This is a genomic window from Enterobacter sp. Ap-867, assembly GCF_011752855.1.
In the GTDB taxonomy this organism is placed as follows: Bacteria; Pseudomonadota; Gammaproteobacteria; order Enterobacterales; family Enterobacteriaceae; genus Cedecea.
Genome location: NZ_VWWS01000001.1, coordinates 1,420,410 through 1,441,080, shown reverse-complemented (window position 1 = coordinate 1,441,080; position 20,671 = coordinate 1,420,410). Strand labels below are relative to the sequence as shown.

The 20,671-nt window shown below is 53.7% G+C and carries 22 protein-coding genes; 15 read left to right on the top strand and 7 right to left on the bottom strand.

Annotated elements, in window-relative coordinates; all coding sequences use genetic code 11:
- Window positions 1–73: 73 nt before the first annotated feature.
- Together F3J26_RS06760 and glsB are read left to right on the top strand one after the other, a co-directional pair.
- Window positions 74–1,675 carry a methyl-accepting chemotaxis protein gene (locus F3J26_RS06760; protein ID WP_166992577.1) on the top strand — a complete coding sequence of 534 codons (1,602 nt, stop codon included), beginning with the start codon at window positions 74–76 and terminating at the stop codon, window positions 1,673–1,675.
- Window positions 1,676–1,744: 69 nt separating this feature from the next.
- Window positions 1,745–2,671: a glutaminase B gene (gene glsB / locus F3J26_RS06755; protein ID WP_008459016.1), complete on the top strand. Its 927-nt coding sequence runs from the start codon at window positions 1,745–1,747 to the stop codon at window positions 2,669–2,671.
- 9 nt (window positions 2,672–2,680) lie between these two features.
- Here glsB and F3J26_RS22660 read toward each other — a convergent pair whose 3' ends face one another.
- Window positions 2,681–2,803, bottom strand: a complete 123-nt coding sequence (locus F3J26_RS22660; protein ID WP_254902675.1) for a hypothetical protein — start codon at window positions 2,801–2,803, stop codon at window positions 2,681–2,683.
- Window positions 2,804–3,119: 316 nt separating this feature from the next.
- Here F3J26_RS22660 and F3J26_RS06750 point away from each other — a divergent pair, with 316 nt between their 5' ends.
- From F3J26_RS06750 to F3J26_RS06730, 5 genes are all read left to right on the top strand, one after another.
- Window positions 3,120–4,601 (top strand): GGDEF domain-containing protein, encoded by a 1,482-nt coding sequence (locus F3J26_RS06750; RefSeq protein ID WP_166992575.1) that lies wholly within the window; start codon window positions 3,120–3,122, stop codon window positions 4,599–4,601.
- An 84-nt stretch (window positions 4,602–4,685) separates the two neighbouring features.
- Window positions 4,686–5,738, top strand: coding sequence for a diguanylate cyclase (locus tag F3J26_RS06745; protein ID WP_205246360.1), 1,053 nt, complete (start codon window positions 4,686–4,688; stop codon window positions 5,736–5,738).
- Window positions 5,739–5,795: 57 nt separating this feature from the next.
- The gene (locus F3J26_RS06740) at window positions 5,796–6,263 is read left to right on the top strand and encodes a GGDEF domain-containing protein (protein WP_008459011.1); all 468 of its coding nucleotides are present in this window, start codon (window positions 5,796–5,798) and stop codon (window positions 6,261–6,263) included.
- A gap of 257 nt (window positions 6,264–6,520) precedes the next feature.
- Window positions 6,521–7,045, top strand: coding sequence for a GNAT family N-acetyltransferase (locus tag F3J26_RS06735; protein ID WP_166873978.1), 525 nt, complete (start codon window positions 6,521–6,523; stop codon window positions 7,043–7,045).
- 91 nt (window positions 7,046–7,136) lie between these two features.
- Window positions 7,137–8,072: a zinc-dependent alcohol dehydrogenase family protein gene (locus tag F3J26_RS06730; RefSeq protein ID WP_166992572.1), complete on the top strand. Its 936-nt coding sequence runs from the start codon at window positions 7,137–7,139 to the stop codon at window positions 8,070–8,072.
- A 3-nt stretch (window positions 8,073–8,075) separates the two neighbouring features.
- On the opposite strand, the gene dsbG is transcribed toward F3J26_RS06730, so the two are convergent.
- The gene (dsbG, locus tag F3J26_RS06725; protein ID WP_442892464.1) at window positions 8,076–8,822 is read right to left on the bottom strand and encodes a thiol:disulfide interchange protein DsbG; all 747 of its coding nucleotides are present in this window, start codon (window positions 8,820–8,822) and stop codon (window positions 8,076–8,078) included.
- Between the two features lie 128 nt (window positions 8,823–8,950).
- Between dsbG and F3J26_RS06720 the strand changes: the two genes are divergently transcribed.
- Genes F3J26_RS06720 through F3J26_RS06710 form a run of 3 tightly spaced genes read left to right on the top strand, consistent with a single transcriptional unit; the run spans window position 8,951 to window position 10,539 of the window.
- Window positions 8,951–9,433 carry a GNAT family N-acetyltransferase gene (locus tag F3J26_RS06720; RefSeq protein ID WP_166992568.1) on the top strand — a complete coding sequence of 161 codons (483 nt, stop codon included), beginning with the start codon at window positions 8,951–8,953 and terminating at the stop codon, window positions 9,431–9,433.
- A gap of 11 nt (window positions 9,434–9,444) precedes the next feature.
- Window positions 9,445–10,086, top strand: a complete 642-nt coding sequence (locus F3J26_RS06715) for an ECs1377 family protein (protein WP_166992565.1) — start codon at window positions 9,445–9,447, stop codon at window positions 10,084–10,086.
- A 60-nt stretch (window positions 10,087–10,146) separates the two neighbouring features.
- Window positions 10,147–10,539: a VOC family protein gene (locus tag F3J26_RS06710; RefSeq protein ID WP_034809394.1), complete on the top strand. Its 393-nt coding sequence runs from the start codon at window positions 10,147–10,149 to the stop codon at window positions 10,537–10,539.
- 9 nt (window positions 10,540–10,548) lie between these two features.
- On the opposite strand, the gene F3J26_RS06705 is transcribed toward F3J26_RS06710, so the two are convergent.
- Window positions 10,549–11,019 (bottom strand): SRPBCC domain-containing protein, encoded by a 471-nt coding sequence (locus F3J26_RS06705; protein WP_166992563.1) that lies wholly within the window; start codon window positions 11,017–11,019, stop codon window positions 10,549–10,551.
- Window positions 11,020–11,075: 56 nt separating this feature from the next.
- Entirely contained in the window at window positions 11,076–12,479 is a 1,404-nt protein-coding gene (locus F3J26_RS06700) for a DHA2 family efflux MFS transporter permease subunit (RefSeq protein WP_166992560.1), read from the bottom strand.
- Between the two features lie 140 nt (window positions 12,480–12,619).
- Between F3J26_RS06700 and F3J26_RS06695 the strand changes: the two genes are divergently transcribed.
- The 3 genes from F3J26_RS06695 (at window position 12,620) to F3J26_RS06685 (ending at window position 15,015) form a co-directional block, all read left to right on the top strand.
- Complete coding sequence (locus F3J26_RS06695; protein ID WP_166992558.1) at window positions 12,620–13,561, top strand: LysR family transcriptional regulator; 942 nt, start codon at window positions 12,620–12,622, stop codon at window positions 13,559–13,561.
- Between the two features lie 170 nt (window positions 13,562–13,731).
- Window positions 13,732–14,118 carry a VOC family protein gene (locus tag F3J26_RS06690; protein WP_166992555.1) on the top strand — a complete coding sequence of 129 codons (387 nt, stop codon included), beginning with the start codon at window positions 13,732–13,734 and terminating at the stop codon, window positions 14,116–14,118.
- A 447-nt stretch (window positions 14,119–14,565) separates the two neighbouring features.
- Window positions 14,566–15,015 carry a hypothetical protein gene (locus F3J26_RS06685; protein WP_166992553.1) on the top strand — a complete coding sequence of 150 codons (450 nt, stop codon included), beginning with the start codon at window positions 14,566–14,568 and terminating at the stop codon, window positions 15,013–15,015.
- Between the two features lie 39 nt (window positions 15,016–15,054).
- Here F3J26_RS06685 and F3J26_RS06680 read toward each other — a convergent pair whose 3' ends face one another.
- From F3J26_RS06680 to F3J26_RS06670, 3 genes are all read right to left on the bottom strand, one after another.
- On the bottom strand, window positions 15,055–16,065 hold the full coding sequence (locus tag F3J26_RS06680; RefSeq protein ID WP_166992550.1) for a glycosyltransferase family 9 protein: 1,011 nt from the start codon (window positions 16,063–16,065) through the stop codon (window positions 15,055–15,057).
- A gap of 285 nt (window positions 16,066–16,350) precedes the next feature.
- On the bottom strand, window positions 16,351–17,010 hold the full coding sequence (locus tag F3J26_RS06675) for a DUF1345 domain-containing protein (protein ID WP_166992548.1): 660 nt from the start codon (window positions 17,008–17,010) through the stop codon (window positions 16,351–16,353).
- Window positions 17,011–17,297: 287 nt separating this feature from the next.
- On the bottom strand, window positions 17,298–18,608 hold the full coding sequence (locus tag F3J26_RS06670) for a serine hydrolase domain-containing protein (protein WP_166992546.1): 1,311 nt from the start codon (window positions 18,606–18,608) through the stop codon (window positions 17,298–17,300).
- 142 nt (window positions 18,609–18,750) lie between these two features.
- Between F3J26_RS06670 and F3J26_RS06665 the strand changes: the two genes are divergently transcribed.
- Both F3J26_RS06665 and F3J26_RS06660 read left to right on the top strand, forming a co-directional pair.
- Complete coding sequence (locus tag F3J26_RS06665) at window positions 18,751–19,662, top strand: LysR family transcriptional regulator (protein ID WP_166992543.1); 912 nt, start codon at window positions 18,751–18,753, stop codon at window positions 19,660–19,662.
- Window positions 19,663–20,090: 428 nt separating this feature from the next.
- Window positions 20,091–20,624, top strand: coding sequence for a hypothetical protein (locus F3J26_RS06660; RefSeq protein ID WP_166992541.1), 534 nt, complete (start codon window positions 20,091–20,093; stop codon window positions 20,622–20,624).
- Window positions 20,625–20,671 lie beyond the last annotated feature (47 nt).

The following is a 20,671-nucleotide window of genomic DNA, read 5'->3' as shown; positions in this document are numbered from 1 at the left end:
GTCATGAGAATGAAATAATTCTGTCATTTTCGCTCAGTACACTCGCGGCATCGTTGTGTTACTGAAGAAAATCATGAACATAAGTCAAATTTTTCGCCGTTTAAATCCCTTGATGCTGCTTGCCCGTCGCCCTCGTGAGTTCGGGCTGCTGAGCGGGGTGGTTGGCGTTATCGCACTCTTTTCCGTGCTACAAATTCTCTCCACCGTGTCCCTGTCCAACATCCTGCACGAAACCCGCCAGAGCGTCCTCGAAAATAACCAGCTTCATCAGCAGCAGGTGGTCATGGAGAAGGCGAGAACCTCGCTGCTGATGACCAGTGACCTGCTGAACCGGGCGGGCGTTTACTTTATGCAGGACAAAGAGACCGGGTCGGTCGGTAGCTGGAACAGCCTGGTGGATGAGGCCGACGCCGCCCTGAAAGTTTCGCAGCAGAATTTTGCCGCCTGGCAGCAACTTCACCCGGCGGGCAGCGAGAGCCTGGCCAACAGCTATCAGCTGTTCTTCGGCGGATTGAAAGAACAGCTGGAAGGGATGCAAAAGAAGGCCTCCATCGATGCGTTCTTTGAAGTGCCGATTCAGGCTTTCCAGTCCGATTTCAACGAGCAGTACGCGCGCTATCAGACCGAAGGCGAGAAGCAAACAGCTGCGGCCAGCCACACATTGCTGGACAGCCTGAGTCAGGCGCAAACGCTGTTTATTATCGCGCTGGGTATATTACTGGTCGTGGCGATTGCCGTCTGGCTGGGCGTGGCTCGCTGGGTGATTCGCCCGCTGCGCAGCCTTATCGAACATTTACATATTCTGGCCGCCGGCGATCTGTCGCGGCTCCCCGCTGAGCGAAGACTGGTTAACCGCGAGGTGAAGCAGCTGCACGGCAGCGTACTGGAAATGCAGCAGGGCATTCAGCAACTGGTGCAAGAGGTGCGGGAATCCTCGGCCATTCTGTTAAGCAATATTGGCCAGCTTGCGGAAGGGAATAACGAGCTGTCTACCCACTCTTCACAGCAGGAGCAGGAGCTGGAGAAAGTCACGCTGCATATCACCGAGCTGGAATCCCGCGTACAGGAAAACAGCCAGTACGCTATTCAGGCGAACCAGCGCGCGGACGAAGCGCGTGAGATGGTGGCCGGTGGCGACCAGATGATGCACACGGTAAATACGTCAATGCAGGATATTGTGACCCGTTCCTCTGAGATGCGCGGCATTGTAGCGATGATTGATAACGTTGCTTTCCAGACCAATATCCTGGCGCTAAACGCCGCCATTGAGGCGGCTCATGCGGGCAACCAGGGGCGAGGTTTTGCGGTGGTGGCACGTGAAGTTGGCCTGCTGGCGAAACAGAGCAGTCAGTCGACCAGAAATATTCAGTCGTTGATCAATAACTCGCTGCAGGGTATTGAGCAAGGCAGCGAAGCCGTCTCAGAGCTGGAGGCGCAGTTGAAAAATGTGATTGCCCTGGTGACCCGCCTGAGCGGGCTGCTGAATGAAATTTCCAGCGCCTCCGTTGATCAGGGCGCCAGCGTGCATCACGTCACGGCGCGGATCACCACGCTTAATCAGGCGGTGAGCCAGACCGGGCTGCTGATTAAGGCCTCGGCTAATACCTCAAAACGTTTGCTGGATGAGTCCCAACGCCTTGAAAAAGCTGTCGCTCGCTTTCAAATGACCGCCTGAGTTCGTCTTATTATCGGCCCGTGGCTCTGGTATACTTTCGCCGCTTAACATATGCCTCAGGAGCGCACGGTGCCGGTTCAATTAAACAATCAGTTACTGGAAGAGATCCTCGACCAGGTTCGCCCTTTGCTGGGGCAAGGAAAGGTCGCGAATTATATTCCGGCGCTGGAAGAGGTTTCCGGCAATAAGCTCGGGATTGCTATTTGTACCGTGGACGGAGAGTTCTTCAGCGCCGGGGATGCGTCAGAGCGTTTTTCTATTCAGTCGATCTCTAAAGTGCTGAGCCTGACGCTGGCGATGGGTCGCTATGATGAAGCTGAAATCTGGCAGCGCGTAGGCAAAGAGCCGTCCGGCCAGCCGTTTAACTCTCTGTTACAGCTTGAGCTTGAGCAGGGCAAACCCCGCAATCCGTTTATTAATGCCGGTGCGCTGGTGGTATGTGACATGCTGCAAACCCGCCTCAGCGCGCCCAAACAGCGGATGCTGGAAGTCGTGCGGGCGCTCTCCGGTGCTGACGATTTAGTCTATAACACACGCGTCGCGCGGTCTGAATTTGAGCATTCGGCCCGCAATGCCGCGATTGCCTGGCTGATGAAGTCATTTGGTAATTTTGAGAATGATGTCATTACCGTGCTGCAAACCTATTTCCATTACTGTGCGCTGGAAATGAGTTGTCTGGAGTTAGCCAAAACGTTTTTATTTCTGGCCAATCAGGGGCGGGCTCTGCACATTGCTGAACCGGTGATCTCTGCTCAACACGCTCGGCAGATTAATGCGCTGATGATCACCAGCGGCATGTATGACGGCGCGGGGGAATTTGCCTATCGCGTGGGATTACCGGGGAAATCGGGCGTGGGTGGCGGGATTATCGCCAACGTACCGAATGAAATGTCTATTGCCGTGTGGTGCCCGGAGCTGGATGCTTCCGGTAACTCACTGGCCGGGACGGCCGCGCTGGAAATTCTCTCTCAGCGCATCGGGCGCTCTATTTTTTAACCGACGCAGTTATTGCAGTAATAATAATCCCGGTATGCGCAACCATAGCACGCCAACCAGGCTAACGGTGGCCAGCACGGCCAGCATTATGGCGGTAATGATGAGTCGTTCCGCCCAGGGTGTTTTACGCATTTCAGCTCCGGGAAATCCTACGTTTATGGACTATAAGGCAGCAACGTTAAACATCGGTTAAACCTGAGGCTGCTAATTATTCCCCGGCAATAAGTCTGAATTTTTAGCCACAAAGCCTGCCATTGACAAAAGGCGGGGGAGAAGGTGGCAAAAATTTAACTTATGGCTAATAGTTCATGCGGAACGCTGGCGAGTTGAGTGAATTTTCTTCTTTCTCTCAATGCCCTGGATTGTTAGCGGGATAAACATGCTAAGCTAATGCTTATTTTCGCAATCACCTGATGGCGCTATTTATTTTCAGCGGTGATGAATAGATATGAACCAGGATAGCATGGTTAATCGACCTAAGTTTTCATTCTTTTCCCCCGATAAAATGCTGTTAAATGCGATCAGTGTTTTTGCGCTTACCACGCTATTTTACTTCTTTGGCGCTTCGCTTCGGCTGGTTAACGATCTTTCGCTATTCTGGCCGCTGAATGCGGTGCTGGCCGCCATCTTTGTGCGTAATCCGTGGCTGAACAAAGCCATTTATTATTTTATTTGCTATGCGGCAATGCTGGTTTATGACGCCTTTACCACCCAGTGGGGCTGGCAGTCGACGATCATCAACTTTTCAAATATGGTGTTTATTGTCACCGCCGCCCGTTTATTGCTGCGCTATTCGCGCAATATGGATGAGAGTAACTGGGCGCTAAATGCGTTTAATATTTTTAACTTTTCGCTGATTGCCGCCATATTATCTTCATTATTTGGCGCGGTAGGATCGCTGGGGATAAGCGGCGATTACCATGAAAAGTTTATGCCGCTCTATGCTGACTGGGTGAGTGAGCAGTTTTCAACCGGCGTGCTGATGCTGCCCTGTTTGCTGACCGCCAGCTGGCCTTCCTGGCGGAAACTGACCGGTATCGTGCCGTCAGACATGTATCCGTTTTTTTCCGTGGTGATTGCAGTCTGCACGGCGATGATTATCGGCGGGGCCGGCAGCCTGGCGTTTCCGCTCCCTGCGCTTATCTGGTGCGCCATTCGCTACCCCCTCCCGGTTACTGCGCTGCTGACGCTGATTACCGGCGGGGTGGAAATTGTGCTGGTGGCCCACGCGGCAATTAATCTCCATTCCGAACAGCCGTTGTTGCTGGTCGATCAGATGTTCTCGGCGCGCCTGGGCATTGCCACTATCGCGATTTGCCCCCTGATTGTTTCCATCAGCGTGGATGCCATTAATCAGCTGATTAAGCAGACTTCGCGGCGTGCCGACTATGATTACCTGACGGGCGTTTATTCCCGCTCCGGGCTGTTTGAAGCACTCAAGCGCAGCGGGCGGCATCAACCAATCCCGCAAGAGCCGCTGCTGTGCGTGATGCTGCTGGATATTGATTTTTTCAAACGAATCAATGACAGCTGGGGCCACGAATGCGGGGATACCGTGCTGGCCTCTTTCGCCAGCAGAGTGCTGGACACCGTAGGTGAGCGAGGAATGGTGGCGCGCATCGGCGGGGAAGAGTTTGTGGTGGTGTGCCGGGTTCGGGATAACCAGCAGGGTTTTGAGATTGCCGAGCAGATCCGCAAAACGATTGAAGTCAGTACTTTTCACTACGAAGAACAATCGCTGTTTATCACCGTCAGTATTGGCCTGGCTGAGGCGGCGCTGGGTAATAACACGCTGGAAGCAACCTTTAATCAGCTTATTCCCGAAGCGGATAAGTATTTGTATTTATCGAAGCGGCAGGGGCGCAATAAAACCAGCGCGAGTAACGTGCACGCTGAAGTGTTTCCGGCCTCGCACATGCGTGATTCTTAATAGCCATGTTCACTTCGGATCCTTTATTATCGCGTAGTATGCCCGTGCAGTTTGTCGTGGCTGGTTCGTTTGCCTGAGATAGTTATGCGTACACCCGATCCTCACAAAAATGCCAGAACTCACGGCTCTCGCTTCGTTAATCGCATGTATATCATGCGTATGCTGGGGACGTTTCTGTGCTTCTTGCCCCTCTTTTCGGTACTGAATGAGCAGCAGTCCTCTGTGCCGGTTATGGCGCTGTTGGTCGTTAACGCTTTTGTCTGGCCGCACGTGGCGCTGTTAAAAGCGCGCTTTTCTGCTTCTCCGGTCAAGAGTGAAAAACAAAACCTGGTGATCGACGCGGCAGCCGGGGGCTTCTGGATTGCGATGATATCGCTCAGCGCGCTGCCGTCGGTAGTGATTATCACCATTCTGGTTTCCGACCGGCTGGCCGCCGGGGGAAAACCGCTGATGAAGCGGGCGATGCTGGCAATCTTGCTTGCGTTTGGGCTGACCTGGATAAGCCACGGGATGCCGTTTAGTCCGGCGGTTTCTGCCCGGACAATGTACGCCACGCTGCCGCTGATTGCCGTTTACACTATCGCGCTCAGTATGCTGACGGCTTCGATAGCGCTGCAGCTACGGGAAAAGAGCCGCGAGCTGGAAAACATTGCCATGATGGATCCCCTGCTGGGGATTGCCAATCGCCGCCTGCTTGAACGAAAAATCAGTAATGAGCTGGCGCGGTTGCGCATTGCCTGCGGCAGTTCGGCGCTGATGTTTATCGACATAGACAATTTCAAAGAAGTGAATGACCGTTTCGGGCATAAAGTGGGGGACGCCATTCTGATGGCGGTGTCCGACGTGCTGCGGATTGTCGCCCGCTCCAGCGACACGCCGGCGCGCCTTGGCGGGGACGAGTTTGTGGTCCTGATGCCGAATACATCCCTGGAGGAAGCCGAAGGTATTGCCCAGCGGATCCTGCTGGAGTCCATTAATGTTCGAGTCCTGCCTGAAAAAAATGCGTTCTGTACCCTGAGTATCGGGATTGCCTGTGCGACAAAACAGATGCCGGATGCCGCCGAATGGTTAAAAGCGGCAGATGATGCACTCTACAACGCTAAACGTGCCGGGAAAAACCGCATTTACGCCGCCTGAGTAATGATCATCTAAACTGTAAGCAGACCCCATGATGAGTCTGCACCGGAGGATGAGATGCTCGATACCACCCTGACCGACGAGCTGACGGGCCTGCTGAACCGTCAAGGCCTTATGTTTTTGGGGCAATACGCCACGGGGAGCGCTAACCGCCGGGCTGAGCCGCTTTCTCTGGTATTTATCCACCTTGACGGGATGGCGCAGATTAACGACAGTTTGGGCCATGAGCAGGGCGATCGTGCGCTGGTCGCTTTCTCAGAACTTATGCGTTCTTCTTTCCGTGAAACGGATCTGATCGCCAGGCCGGGCGGCGATGAGTTTGTTCTGCTTTTTAACGGGACGAATGAAGAAGGGGCATTTATCGCCATGCAGCACCTGCAGGGCAAAGTGACCGATTTTAATCAGCGAGCAGATAATCGCTGGATGCTCTTCTTTCGCTGGGGAAGCGCGGAGTACGACCCCCGGCGACATCTCAGCCTTGAGGATGTGATAGCTGAAGCCAGCCAGGCTGGGATAAAATTATGAAAAGCTACAGACGATCGGTGCAATCATAATTCCTTATGGTGGAAGGGAATTAACACCCTGAGTGGATATCTCTCCTGATGCGCTTTTATTGGCTGCAGCAAGGGGGAGATTCTATTCTGAAACGAAAACCGCATCCCCCCAAACCGCCCATCCATATCTTTTCTGAATAGTGGGTTCCTGAGTTACCGGGTAAGCTGGACTATTCTTATGTCCGGTAATATTCCGACATAACTCTTAACCACTGTTCAGGAGTCGCTGTGCCCGAGTATCGTATTCGTTCCCTGAAGGCCTGTGAATTTGCTGCCGCAACCGCATCATTAACGGATGTACTGATTGATTGTGTGGCTGGTGGGGCTTCGGTCAGCTTTTTACATCCTTTGGCGCCGGAAAAGGCCGCGGCGTTTTGGGGGGAGGTTGGCCAGAGCGTGGCGCGGGGAGAACGCACGCTGATTGTGGCGGAAGATGGGCAGGGGCGCATTGTGGGCACCGTGCAGCTGATCACCAGCCAGCCGGAAAATCAGCCGCACCGGGCCGATGTGGCCAAACTTCTGGTTCATCGCGTGGCGCGGCGGAAAGGCATTGCCCAGCGCCTGATGGCTTATCTGGAAGCCGTTGCCACCACGCAGGGAAAATCAGTGCTGGTACTGGACACCGCCACCGGCAGCGATGCGGAGATATTCTACCAGGGCATGGGCTGGCAGCGCGTGGGGGATCTCCCGCATTATGCGTTAATGCCGGACGGCAGCCCGTGCTCCACGACGTTTTACTACCGTAATTTATGAGGCAATAGGTGACAATGTCACTTATTCGATGCGTTTATGCTGACTCAGCCGTGATATAGTGCCTGCAATATGGCAGTTGCAGGCATTCAGTATGGAAAACGCAGCCCTCTGGTTCCGGCAGTTTGGCGAACCTGAACAGGTCTTAACCCTCGAACAAACGCCGCTGGCGCCGTTTATCTCCGGCACGCTCCGGGTGCGCATGCACTATGCGCCGGTTAATCCCTCAGATCTTATTCCCGTTACCGGGGCTTATCGCCACCGGGTATTTCCGCCGCGTATTGCCGGGTACGAAGGCGTCGGCATTGTTGCGCAGGCTGATTCTCCGGAGTGGATTGGCAGGCGTGTGCTGCCTCTGCGCGGGGAAGGCACCTGGCAGCGGTGGGTTGACTGCCCGATTCAGTGGGCCGTGCCCGTGCCGGACAGCGTGCCGGATGAGCTTGCGGCGCGCGGGTATATCAATCCTCTGGCGGCCTGGTTAATGCTGAAAAAGTGGCCCGTGGCGGGAAAAAATGTGCTGGTCACGGCGGCAGGGTCAACGTGTGCTGGTTTACTGGCGCAGTGGGCCAAAAGGCAGGGCGCCACGGAAGTCTATGGTGTTTACCGCTCGGCACAGCGTCTTCCGGCGTTGCTTGAATCCGGCATTATCCCGCTGAGCGGGGATGACGAGCATCGCATTGCCGAAGCTGCTGGCAAAGTTGACGTTGTGTTTGACGCCGTGGGCGGTGAGTTAGCCACATTGATGCTCGATCACCTTAATCCGAATGCCGAGTTGGTTTCTTACGGTTTACTGAGCGGGAAGGCGTTCTCTCCGCGCGGGAAGAACATTACCGCGCAGCGATTTCATCTGCGCGATACGCTGGCGGTCACGCCGGTTGCAGAATGGCAGGGCTGGTTTATCTCACTCTGGGAACTGTTGCTACAAACGCAGCAGCCCGATGCGGCGATGTATGCGCTGGAGGAGTGGCGGCAGGCGCTGGCGCTGTTCCGTGAACCTGGCCGCCAGCGCAAACCGCTGCTGAAGCTATAAGCGTTATTTATCGCCGAGGATGGTATTCAGCGTTTCGGCATCCGGCATGCCCTGATGCTGCTGCAGGCGGCCTTCGGCATTCAGGTAGTATATTGAGGGCGTGGCATTGCCGCCGAGATCGTCCATCAGCGTCAGGTTATCTTTTAGGGCTTCCCCGATAACCGGATCTATTTTCTCCGGTTTTTGCAGCGCCAGCTTACCTTTGCTGTTCTCATAGTCGGCGAGCGTTTTGGCCGGATCTTTCGACATCAGAATTGCCGCCGCTTTTTGACCGCTGTCCGGTCGCAGCATCCCGACGAGCAGCACGCGGAGCTGAACTTTACCCGACTTTATCCAGGGCTGAGCCTGCTCCCAGAACTGGGTGCAGTACGGGCAGTACGGATCGGCAAATACGTAGACAATACGCGGGGCTTTTTCACTCCCGGCGGCGATCCAGCGGTGTTTTTCCAGGTTTTGCCACATGGCTTTGGCCATTGGCGCATAGACAAATTTCTCCACTTCCGCGTCGCTCAGGTTTTTCCCTTCGGCATCGACCATGTTGCCCATAATGGCGTGCTGTTTATCCGGCGTCAGGTATACGATTGTGCCTTGCCCCTGATACTGCATCGCGTACCCCTGCAGGTCGCCCGGTGCTTTAAATTCCCCTTTCAGTTCGAAGCCTTGTTTTTCCAGGGCGGCTATTGGCGCAGGCAGTTTAGCGCCAGCGGCAAAGGCCGAAGCGTTAAAAAGCAGGGCCAGCGAAACGGACAGGGCAGATATTTTTTTCATCGAGCGGTCCTTAATTAAATGCTATTTTCTTCAAAGGGTAACATTCCTTTTTGCGTTAAGTCATCAGACTCATTTTCCTTTACGTAACGGAGCATTTCGGAGGTCAGAGAATGACGGTCAGACGAGCCACGCTTAATGAAGCTCAGGCGCTGTGGACAATAAGAAACGAGGCCATTCGCTTTGGCTGTCGGGAAACTTATCCAGAAGATGTGCTGGCAGCATGGACGCCAGATGAGATGCCCGAGGGTTACCGAAATGAAATCGTGAATAATCCTTTTTTTGTGGCGGATAATGAAAACGGCGAGCCGATAGCCACGGGATTTTTGGATCTGAAAAACGGCTCGGTTGAAGCCATTTTTACCCTACCGGCATGGACTGGCCGCGGGCTGGCCAAACAGATTCTTCAGGCCATCAAGCAAGAAGCCAGATCGAGGGGAATGAGCCGACTGACGCTTTCTTCCACGCCCAACGCCCGCGACTTTTACCTGACGCAGGGATTTCGCGTGGTGAAAGAGGGGCTTTATCCTATGTCGCGCAGCGGCACACTGCTGCGCTGCTACGAGATGGTTTGCGAGCTGGATCCTGACATGTGAAAGGTGCCTGAATGAACGATCGCATCGATTACCAGATTGAAAAGTACAGTTTCACCGAAACAGAAGCGTCGCCGCGCCTCAGCCGCCAGTGGGAGGAAGTCCAGGAGGAGTTCCAGAGAGAGCCTCAGGATGCGGAGCAGCGCCTGCGCCTGGCGTTGCTGAACGTGGACTACGTGACCAGCTTCGAACTGCCTTTTCGGCTGCTGCTTCTGCGGGCGCCGCAGCTGATCGATAAACTGCGCGCTGAGCTGCAGCTTAACCAGAAGAGCGTGACGATCAATGACAATAAGCGCGGGGAAGTCTACAGCATCAAAGACGATCTCAGCGCCGTGCCGGATGCCTTCCGCTATCGTTTTTCGAATCGCATACGTAGAATCGAACCGGGCGGTACGCCCGCGACGGGCTATCAGCAGATTGCGCTGCAGGTTAGAAACCCGAGAGAGCGGCTGAAAATCGCCCTGGAAGACGGGCTTCAGGTCAACGCCCTCGATGGTTTGTTTTGGTTTGGGCTGCAGCGCATTGCCGCCGATATCTCAGTGCTGAGGCAGTCCGGGATGCCGATTATCACGACAGAACGCACGGTCTTCGACAGCCTGACGGGAACAACCCGCCCAATTCCTGCCTACAGTTTGTCGCCTGAGATCGCACGGTGAGGAAAATGATGGCAAAGGAATACCTTTAAGGTTGAGCGAACATCAGAACAGGAAAAAATGATGAACTTCAGCCATATGCGTATTGCCCGTCCGGTGAGCAGTCTTGAAAGAAGCCGGGAGCTGTACTGCGAGGGACTTGGTCTTCAGCAAATAGCGCAATTTAGCGATCACGACGGTTTCAGCGGCGTGATGCTGGGAGGTCCGTCGCTGGGCTGGCATCTGGAATTTACGGTCTGCCAGCATCATCTCATTACCCCACGACCTACCGAAGATGACTTACTGGTGCTTTATGTGCCCGATCGTGTCGAATGGGAGGCCTTCTGCGCCAGAATGGTCGCAGCCGGTTTTACCCGGCTGGATGCATTCAACCCTTATTGGGACGTGAAGGGGGCTACTTTTATCGATCCCGATGGTTATCGGGTGGTTTTGCAGAAGAGCGACTGGTCACTTTAGTCAGAGGTATCAACGCCTCAGGCCTTTGGCGTACTCGACAAGCTGATCGACAACAATATTCCAGCCGATGAAGAAACCCATTTCCTCATGTGCCTGTCGGGCTTCTGGTGTACGGTGGCGGGCGATAGCCGTGTAGCGCGTTTTGTCGTTGTCCGCATCTTCCAGAAGCAGGATCGCCGTCATGAACGGATTTTCAGCAGGCTTCCAGTCTTCGCCGTAGGCATCGGTAAACACCAGCTTTTTACCGTCCACAATATCCAGCCAGACACCGTTATTACGCATTTCATTCCCGTCGATGTTAAACACCGTATTGAAACGTCCGCCAACCCGAAGATCTATGTCACAGGCCGTTACGCTATGAGGCCGGGGCACAAAGAACTGCCTGATATGCTGCGGCTGGGTCCAGCACTCCCAGACAAGCTGCCTGGGAACGTCAATAATGCGCTCTAGTTTTAAATCGGTTTCAGCATCCAGATTCATAGTATTTTCTCGGCGAGTGGGTACCCGTATAGCCTGGCTGAGGATCCTTTCTACGGCTAACTATTTTGCTGTTGTAGCTGCCGGGTACGCAGGCCGCTTAAGCCTACAGCCAGCAATGTCGTTCCGGCGGCCAGCCAAAGATTGAGGGTAATGGCCTGCGACTCAAACGAGGCGGCATTTCCGTAAATCGCAAGCACAATACCGACGATGGCCGCCCCGAGACACTGGCCGAAAGTTCGCATAATGGCCAGTATGCCTGAGGCGTAGCCGCTATTTTCTCGTGAGGCGTTAGCCATCATTTCCCGGTTGTTGGGGCTCTGGAAAATACCAAAGCCAATGCCGCATACCAGACTCCGTAAACCAATGTCCCATGCCTGAGCGTGGGCGGGCAACAGGGCTAAAAGTATCAGGCCAGCCGCAAACACGCCTAAACCTGTGGTGGCGATAAGCGCCGGCGAATATTTGTCGGCCAGTCGTCCGGCCCGGGGGGCTGCGAGCATTATTCCCACAGGCCAGGGCGTAAAGAGCAGGGCCGATGCAAAGGCGCTGTAGCCATAAACGTTCTGGAATAAAAACGGCAGGGCGACAAATGTGATCCCTTGCCCGATAAACGAAATCAGAGACGTCAGGGCCGCCAGCGAAAATCGCGCGGAGGCGAACAGCGTCAGCGGCAGCAGGGGCTGAGCGGCGCGGCGTTCTCGCCAGATAAATGCCGCGCCCGCCAACAATGCCGTCAGGCTATAAGCCACCGCCTGGGCAATCCCTCCGCTTTTAGTAAAGCTGTCGGCGGCCACGATCAGCGCGCCCAGCAGCAGAGCAGACAGAAACGCACCGGCGTAGTCAAAGGGCTTGGGATGGGTGGCCTTTTCCCCCGGCAGGACGCGGAGGCTGAGCCAAAGCGCCACAATGCCTAACGGTAAATTAACCGCAAAAAGCCATTCCCAGCCTAAGGTCGAAAGAAGCGTTCCCCCAAGGAGCGGCGCTATGGCCGTACTGGTAGCGATTAAGAAGGCGTTCAGACCGAGGATCCTGCCCAGCAGGCGGGTGGGGAAAACCGAACGCAGGATTGCCGGGGAAATGCTCAGTACCGCCGCGCCGCCGATGCCCTGCAATATCCGCATCAAAACCAACATCTCGAGCGAGGTGGAAAGCGCACAGCCCGCGGATGCCAGCGTAAACAGGCTCAGCCCAAAGACGAAAATTTGCCTGAATCCCAGCCGGGTCGCCAGCGCGGCAAAAATCGCCAGCGTCATGGCGGCGGCCAACAGATAGCCATTGGCGACCCAAACCGCGTCGCTGGCGGAAACGTCGAGCGCGCGGGCGATATTTGGCAGCGCGATGTTCACCATTGAGCCATCGAACACCGCCATTGTGACCGTCGTCATCACGGTAAACATCGCCATCATACGCGGGCGGCCCGGCAGGCCCTCATCTCCTGGTTGGTTTGAAAATAACTCCATCGTTGTTCCTTCCCGCTGCGCGGTCATCAGTCTCAGGTTGTCAGTGCTGCAAATATAGTGATACTTAAAGAGAGGCGGAAGACGCACCATATGCAGATAATAGTTGCACCAGACGCCATATCTCTTTACAGGATGCCTGAATGAATGACCCCGATCTGAATTTGCTGCTGGCGCTGGATACGTTTCTGGCGGAAGGCAGCGTGGCCGGCGCCGCGCGACGCCTCGGACTCAGCGCGTCGGCGATGAGCCGCACGCTGAGCCGCCTGCGGGCTGCAACCGGCGATCCGCTATTGGTCAGAGCGGGCAGAAATATGGTGCTGACGCCCTATGCCGAAGCGATTCGCGAGCGGGCGAGAAACGCGGCGCTGGAGGCTCGGGCTTTGCTGAGCCCGTCCACGGCAGAGCTAACGCTTTCAACCCTGGAATGCACGTTTATCCTCCGGGCCAACGATGGTTTTATCGAAGCCTTTGCGCCTGCGCTTATCACTGCAGCGGCGGCTGTAGCGCCTCGGGTGCAGCTGTGCTTCACCTCCAAACCTGAAAAAGGTCCCCGGCATCTGCGTGAGGGCCTGGTCGATCTCGAAATCGGCGTCGTGGGTGAAATGGGGCCAGAGATACGGCTTCAGGCGCTATTCCGCGATCGGTTTGTTGGCGTGGTGCGCGTCGGTCATCCTCTGGCCGCTCTGCCTGAGGTTACCGTCGAGCAGTATCTTTCGTACGGGCACGTGGTGGCCTCCCGGCGTCTCCGTTCAACTCGCGGGCCAGTAGACGATGCCCTCGATGAAAGAGGGCTGACGCGCAAAATTGCCGCCATAGTGCCGTCATTTCCTGCGTCGCTAAAGGTCGCGCAGGCGTCCGATCTCATTGCGCTGGTGCCTGCTTCTTTCCTGTTGAATCAGCCGGTTTTGGCGGTCGAGGGAGAGAACGCGAGGCTGGCAATGTTTGAGCTGCCGGTGAAGACGAGAGCCATTACTGTGTCCCAAATGTGGCACCCGCGTTCAGAGGCAGACCTCGCGCACCGCTGGCTTCGGCAGCTGGTACTAAACATCTGCCGACAAAGGGCAGGCGATCTGTCTTCATAGGGGGAACGCCGCGTTTGTCTGCGACATTATTCTCATTAGCCAACGCTGGCGCAGGGTGAGGCTGGCGTTTATGATAAGGGCCACTCTGGCACCGTCCGGCATCAACAAAGAAACGCATGGCTGCGGCACCGTCTGCGCGATGGGCTCGTTTCTTAAATATAAGGATGATTATGCCTTCAGCAGTTGGATTTGGCCGCATTGCAGCGACGCTGCCAGTCAAAAATATGCCTGCCGCACTGGCGTTTTACGTGGGCGTTTTAGGCTTCACGAAGCGTTTCGAGAACGGCGAACCCGTTGGGTTTGTTATCCTCCAGCAGGGGGCAAGTGAGCTGCATCTGACGCTCCAGCCTCAGCATAAGGCCGCACATTTTCCGGTGGCCCATCTTCTGGTTGATGACATCGGGGCGCTGTTTGCTCTCTGTCAGCAGGCAGGCGCCAGGATCGTGAAGGGGCTTCAGGATAAAGAGTACGGCCTGCGGACGTTTGTGTTTGCCGACCCGGACGGGAACCGGATAGACGTCGGGCAGAGAGTCGATAAGACAGGTCCGGGGGAATAGCCTGAATCAGTCATAAAAAAAGCCGCTGCGGGTGACCGTCAGCGGCTTTTTTATGGGAGCGGATGTGCATCCCGGACACGACTTGATGAATGAAATCCTACCATTCATTAACGATCATCACCGTATCTGCTGAAAGTTTTACTTTAGTTACTTTAGGTGGCATCGGATTAGGAAGTATAGTCATTCTCACGTCGAAATTTCCGCTGACGGACGCCAGAGACATTTTGAAGGGAGTGAAAAGGCACAGCGCCAGGAGAAGTTGTTTCATATTAATACAATTTGTTTGCTTTTAATTAAAATCAATGGATTGGTCAAAATTATATCATATATGATGCCGTCGAGGGAACGCCTGCCGCTTTATTAACACTTAAAGCGTGTTTCAGACTGAAAAGTTAAAATTCTATAAATACGATAATTCAATGATATTTAAGGCAAGAGGTGGTTTATATGAGGTTTACGTCGCTACTCGCCAGGCTGTGTCTGGCTTCCTCCCTGATCTGGTCGGGCACCCTGTTGGCCGCCACCGAGCAGGCAATGGACGCGAATTTAGATAAGTTATTCAGCTCGCATGAAAACTATCATGCGTTTTTTGATAATTTTAAAACGCAGATTGCCGCGCAGAATAAAGCGGAAGTGGCAAAGCTAATTTCCTATCCGATAAAGATCGCGCTGGCGGGTAAAAAAGTGCAGATCAAAACGCCGCAGCAGTTCATTAAAAACTATGACGCCATTTTTACGCCGGATCTGGTGGCGGTGGTTAACGCGCAGAAATATCAGGATCTTTTTGCGAATTATCAGGGGCTGGCGATCGGCAAAGGGCAGATTTGGTTCTCCGGTATTTGCCAGGATAATCAATGTAAAAAATCAACCGTGCTGGTTATTGGCATCAATAAATAGCGTGGGGCTGGCCGTCATTCACGGCCAGCTTATCAGACATTACAAGGCGGCCAGATAACGCCGGTAGTTATCCTCTATCGCTTTTAGCAACTCGCTATCTTCGCTCTGGTGGAGGAGCGCCGAACGCTCAGTACCCAGATCAACGCTTTCACACTGCGGGTAATACGCGGCCCGCAGTGACGGTTTGATGGCGTTAAAATAAGCCGTCGTGGGCACCTCAAAGGCGGCGGCAATATGCAGGGCCGACGAATCACAGGTATAGACTTTACTGGCGTGACGAATAATGGCGATGTAGTCAGACGTTGTCCGGGAATGAGAAGAAAGATCGATGCACTGCGGGTGATCTATTTTTCCAAAGCCTGCCACGGGCAGACCGTGCTGCCGATAGATATGCTCGACTAAATCAACCAGCACGGCAGCCGGGATATCGCGAAGCGGCGTGCTGGCGCGGTGATTGAACAGGATGTAACGACCTTGCATGGGGGACGTTTGCTCTGGCATTCCGTCGCGTAGCCAGCGGTTGGCTTTTATCTCTTCGGGTACAGTGTCAGGGGCAATCCCCAGGTGGCGTAAGAAGAAATCGTGCATTTCCTGAGTGGCGAAATCCTCCCGGAAAAGCTGGTTCCCCGCGTCAATCAGCGCATCATATCCCTCCAGTGAAGCCAGTCCCTGAGGCATGAAATGCAGCTCATCGATCACGTTCCCCGCAAGCCGATAAATCTCTTCCACATAAGACTGGCAGGTGTGAGGGCGCAGCACCGTCAGATGAAGTTTGGGATTTATGGCTTTAATAGCGTGCAGCGCCGCAATCCCGATCAGCGAATCTCCGAGCGTGACGCCCATGCCGTTGATAATACAGAGCCGCTGGATCTGGCTATAGTCGAGAGAAAAGGGACGTAAAGCATAGTTATGAATGCCGGGCTGCCGTAAAGCCTGAAGATGAAGACTGCGCTTCAGCTCAAAAGGCAAAGACTCAAGATCGTAAGAGGCAACTAGCGTTTTCTCATCCTGGAGCAAACTTCCGACAAAAGTTTGAAGCGAAGGGTTCATGGGGTTCCTGGGATCTGGCCAGCACGGCGTAAAATATCCCTCTCACCTTAATGAGATTCAACCTGCTGTCAATTTCCTGCCATCGTTTTTTCAGCAAACCACCGGCATATAAAGCGCATTACCAGGGAATCAGTCCCATTTCATGTAATGCACCCAGAATCAGCGCGATAGACATGCAGGCATCAAAGGGATTAGGCATCGTGTTTCACCTTTACACAGAGCGTCACTGGTTAAATTATAGCCTGTTTTGTGTGCTATTCACGAGATGACAGCCAGTCCCAGGTATTAACTCAGCAACCCGGCGCCCACGTTGACGGAAAGTCCCAGAATCGCCAGGTTGAAGATAAACGAGATAACTGACTGCAGCAGGGTTATTTTACGCATGCCGGTTGTGCCGGTTGCCACATCAGCTGTTTGTGCGGCCACGGCGATGGTAAAAGAGTAATAAAGGAAATCCCAGTAATCCGGATCTTTCGGTTTATCAGGAAAGATCATCGGGGTTATCTCTTTGCTGCGATGCAAATAATGTTGATGGGCATAGTGCATCGCGAAAACGCTGGGCAGCAACGTCCAGGAGACGACCAGCGTCATTGCCGTCAGTAAAATATGCAGCACAAGCGGGGTTCCGGACAAAGAACGCAGCGACGGAAGTTCGCTCATAATCGCCACGAGGCTGGCCATGCAGGCAAAGATAAGCAGGCTTAACACAAGCGCGGCGCTTTGATCCTGTACCCTGGCTATTCTCGGGATGTCGCAGACTTCCGTTCGCAGCATGCGAAACCAGATAAAAATCAGGTAAAGCCAGGCCAAAACATTCCAGCCGATCAACAGCCGCTGCAGCGTGCCAAGCTGAGCGGGAAGGGCGAAATAACAAGCGACGCCGGCAGCCACTGAAATCAATAACCGAAGTCGGGCGAACAGGTGAGTCCTTAACGAAAAGCTCATGGGATGATTTATTCGATGAGAATTAGATAAGTTAACTGTAGACGAGGCTAAAGCCATGATGGTCTGAAAGGGCTGATAAGTAGCGATTTCTTGACCATCCATTTGCATTACCTGCGTGAATTCAGACGCACTGGGATGCTGTCAAAAAAGGAATACGGCTTAGACAATCTTCACTTCGCCAACTGAAAAGATGTTGGGCGGTATCCTTTCCCTCCAGAGGATACCCTTATCCCTCACTGAAAACGCCAGAGCTTAAGGTGCATTTCTGGCGTGGTTATCTCCGATGATTAATGCAATGCCTTCGCAATAGCGCTGAACATCAGCGAAGCTTCCAGCGGCTGGGCGCTGAACGACGGTTCCGCCTGCGGCCAGGTAGACCACTGGACGATCACCAGATTTTCCGCACGGTTGACCATGATCATCTGCCCATAAATCCCCAGCGCCCACATGGAGCCTTTCAGCGAATCCTGCGGCGTTGGTTCCACGTTTTTAGCGTTGGCAGGCACTTCGTTATTCCACCACTGATAGCCATACAGCCCCTGTGGATGCGCCGCAGAGACGGAGTTCTTCGCTCTGTTCCAGTCGGCCGACTGGGCAACCCAGTTCTCCGGCAGAACCTGCTTACCGTTCGGCAGGCGGCCATTGTTCAGTACGAATTCGCCGAAACGTCCCCAATCTTCCAGCGTGGCGTTAAAGCCGTGTGCGCCAACATCATGCTGGTTTTTGGTATAGGCATGCCATACACCATCGTTCGCCATACCGTACGGCCGCCAGATATTGTTCTCAAGGTAGGTAGCAAGCGTCATACCCGTTGCGCGCTCCAGCACATCGCCCAGCAGCCATGCACCGCCGGAGGAGTAAGACCACACTTCACCCGCTGGGTGGGCGCGTTTCAGACCAGAAACCAGCGAGCGGACGCAGTCATAGGTACCCGCGTGCGCTTCACACTGCGTGAGTTTGGCGAAGTCAGACTGCGGATTAGCGTAATCTTCATTCCACGCCACGCCAGAGGTGTGTTGAATCAACTGTTTCAGTGTCACGCCGTTCCAGGCGGTGCCTTTCAAATCAGGTTCATACTGCGTGACCAGATCGTCCATTGAGTGGATTTTTCCCTCTTTTAAGGCCACACCCACGAGTGTAGACACCACCGATTTCCCTACAGAACGAGAGGTCCAGAGTGTGGTGTCGGTATTGCCTTCACCAAGATATTTCCAGGCAACTTTACCGTCCTTCAGTACCAGCATACCGCTGACGTTCTGGCGTTTAATATAATCCTGTAGCGTCCACAGTTTGCCGTTGACCTGATAGCGAGCCTGCGTCAGTGGTTTTTCAGCCATCGCTAACGGCACGGATTTGCCGTGGTGGAAAACATCGCCCTGATAATTACGGTAATCGTTACGAAAACCGATAACACGCTCGGCTTGATCCCAGATCAGCATCGTTTTGGTATCGGGAAGTTTTGCATCAAAAGGGGCCGGGCAGGCGGTGAGTTCGGTGCCTTCACAAGCCGCCATTACGGGAGAAGAGAGGAATGCACCAGCCACCAGACCTGCCAGAAGGCAGTACTTTGCAGGCAAGGATTTATGTTTATTAATCATAGCGTTCTCTATTTAAGTTAAACCCATAGACATGTTGTCCCGGCGGGATGACGGGATGGATGCAGTATAAAAATGACGGCACTATAATAAAAAACGCGTAATGGGGGATAATCCCCCATAAACACGGCAAAAGGAGCCCAGCGTGCCGTCATTGTCTTACTCTTTTTCTCAACTTGAAGCCTTCACTGCCGTTGCGGAACACGGCAGTCTGATGAAAGCTGCGATGAAGCTGGAGAAAGATCGCACCACGCTGCGCGATCTTATCGATCTGCTGGAAGATAGCTTTGGCTACCCGCTGTTTGCCCGCCAGGGGCGATCGCTGCAGCTGACAGCAGAAGGCGAACAGCTTCATCGCCAGGCGCACCTGCTGTTGCGTCAGGCAAGAGCATTCGATCAGTTTGCCCGTCGGGTGCCGTCAACGGAGGTTCAGGAGCTGGGCGTCGCCTACGACCCCTTTACACCCCGCCGTTTTTTGAAGGCATTAATTACGCGGATGGCGACGCGGGGGATCCGTCTGAGTCTGAGATGCACCTCGCGCGCGGAAGGCGAAAAAGCGCTGGCGAGCGGGGAGGTCGATCTGGGCTTCTTTCAGGCCAACAATCACAGCGTCGGCAGCGACATGGAGTGGCGTGCGCTCGGGGCCATCGACATGGATTTTTACGCCGCAGAGCCGCTGTTTGAAGAGGCCAAACGTCCGTGTTCACTGCTTGACCTTTCTTTGACGCCACAGGTGGTGATGCACTCCACAAGCGACGTACCAATGGCGCGGCGGCTGCAAATCTCCGGGAATATCATTGTGGCCAATGAGCTTGAAATGCTGCGTAGCCTGATGGAAGCCGGGTGCGGATGGGGATTTTTACCGACTCATTTTGAGGCGGTGCGTTGGAAAAATGTTATGGCTATTCCCACGGTGGTGGGCAATGAAGGTATTAGCCAGACTATGGTGACGATTTGGCGGCCTGGGAGCGAAAAGCGGATGCTGATCGATGATTCGCTGACCTGGTTATCTGCGCTGTGGCGAGAGGTGAGCACGCACAAGGAGTGCGACGTGTAACTTTGAATGGTTCCGGCATCTGAGCCAGGCTCAGCGCTTAACGGTAAAGCAGTACCTAACGTAAGAAAAGGGAGGTATCTCAAAAATCACAATATGCTGATTGCCGTGGCGGCACCACAGAACCACCAAGTAATAGACCCATGGATTGAATTTAACTATTTTGCGACTGTCGGTTCATGAGCTTGACGTTCTAATTTCATGATAAATGTCACGTTTTTCTTTAGGTCTGCTTATCGCTCGCAGCGGACCTTCAGCTCAGGTATCGACGGAAGAGACCCTCCGGAAATTAGTAGTTATGGCAGTAACCTGTTGATTTACATAACGCAAAGAGTATTGTACTGCCGCCATGGTAGGGAAGGATATGTTCCCTAATATTGACTGAAAATATTCTCATTTTTTCTGAAGCAGTGGGATCAGGATATAAAATAATGAAGTTGAGTCTCAAGAAAAGTGTGATTACCGTTATCGCCGTCTGCTCACTTACGGCTTGTGCCACCATTGATAAATCAAAAATGTACGCGGGAAGCGATGCATCAGCGATATATCTGTATGACGATAACACTCACCAAAATGCGCTTGTCACCTATATTCGTAACGATAAAGACAAGTGCTATGAAAAAGTAAATGACGAGCAGCTGACCATCCTGAGATGGTTTTGGAAGAGTGAAACACTTGGTATGAATAAATTCACGTTAAAACCGGGGAAGACATATGCCTTACGATCTGTCCGCGCTGATATCTCGGGGACGACATATATACAATCTGTGGCATTTATCCCGGAAGCCAATAAAAGCTATTACCTTCGCTATGACCGTGTACTTGAGATCCCCAATAATGCGGATGCAGAGTATTTGAACAAACTTTATACCAAGAGGCCGGGGGAAGAAATCAGTCTACCTCAGGCGAAAGGCTGGCCTATTAAAAATAATACCTGTAGTAATTTCCTGACCGGCAGTCTGTAGTGAAGGACGGTCAAGCCGTACAAGTATGTGCGGCGTATTATCCGATC

Bases quoted from the DNA above. Each gene is read 5' to 3' on its own strand.
- F3J26_RS06760 (WP_166992577.1), top strand. From the start codon at position 74: ATGAACATAAGTCAAATTTTTCGCCGTTTAAATCCCTTGATGCTGCTT.
- F3J26_RS22660 (WP_254902675.1), bottom strand. From the start codon at position 2,803: ATGCGTAAAACACCCTGGGCGGAACGACTCATCATTACCGCCATAATG.
- F3J26_RS06750 (WP_166992575.1), top strand. From the start codon at position 3,120: ATGAACCAGGATAGCATGGTTAATCGACCTAAGTTTTCATTCTTTTCC.
- F3J26_RS06745 (WP_205246360.1), top strand. From the start codon at position 4,686: ATGCGTACACCCGATCCTCACAAAAATGCCAGAACTCACGGCTCTCGC.
- F3J26_RS06740 (WP_008459011.1), top strand. From the start codon at position 5,796: ATGCTCGATACCACCCTGACCGACGAGCTGACGGGCCTGCTGAACCGT.
- F3J26_RS06730 (WP_166992572.1), top strand. From the start codon at position 7,137: ATGGAAAACGCAGCCCTCTGGTTCCGGCAGTTTGGCGAACCTGAACAG.
- F3J26_RS06720 (WP_166992568.1), top strand. From the start codon at position 8,951: ATGACGGTCAGACGAGCCACGCTTAATGAAGCTCAGGCGCTGTGGACA.
- F3J26_RS06715 (WP_166992565.1), top strand. From the start codon at position 9,445: ATGAACGATCGCATCGATTACCAGATTGAAAAGTACAGTTTCACCGAA.
- F3J26_RS06710 (WP_034809394.1), top strand. From the start codon at position 10,147: ATGAACTTCAGCCATATGCGTATTGCCCGTCCGGTGAGCAGTCTTGAA.
- F3J26_RS06705 (WP_166992563.1), bottom strand. From the start codon at position 11,019: ATGAATCTGGATGCTGAAACCGATTTAAAACTAGAGCGCATTATTGAC.
- F3J26_RS06700 (WP_166992560.1), bottom strand. From the start codon at position 12,479: ATGGAGTTATTTTCAAACCAACCAGGAGATGAGGGCCTGCCGGGCCGC.
- F3J26_RS06695 (WP_166992558.1), top strand. From the start codon at position 12,620: ATGAATGACCCCGATCTGAATTTGCTGCTGGCGCTGGATACGTTTCTG.
- F3J26_RS06690 (WP_166992555.1), top strand. From the start codon at position 13,732: ATGCCTTCAGCAGTTGGATTTGGCCGCATTGCAGCGACGCTGCCAGTC.
- F3J26_RS06685 (WP_166992553.1), top strand. From the start codon at position 14,566: ATGAGGTTTACGTCGCTACTCGCCAGGCTGTGTCTGGCTTCCTCCCTG.
- F3J26_RS06680 (WP_166992550.1), bottom strand. From the start codon at position 16,065: ATGAACCCTTCGCTTCAAACTTTTGTCGGAAGTTTGCTCCAGGATGAG.
- F3J26_RS06675 (WP_166992548.1), bottom strand. From the start codon at position 17,010: ATGAGCTTTTCGTTAAGGACTCACCTGTTCGCCCGACTTCGGTTATTG.
- F3J26_RS06670 (WP_166992546.1), bottom strand. From the start codon at position 18,608: ATGATTAATAAACATAAATCCTTGCCTGCAAAGTACTGCCTTCTGGCA.
- F3J26_RS06660 (WP_166992541.1), top strand. From the start codon at position 20,091: ATGAAGTTGAGTCTCAAGAAAAGTGTGATTACCGTTATCGCCGTCTGC.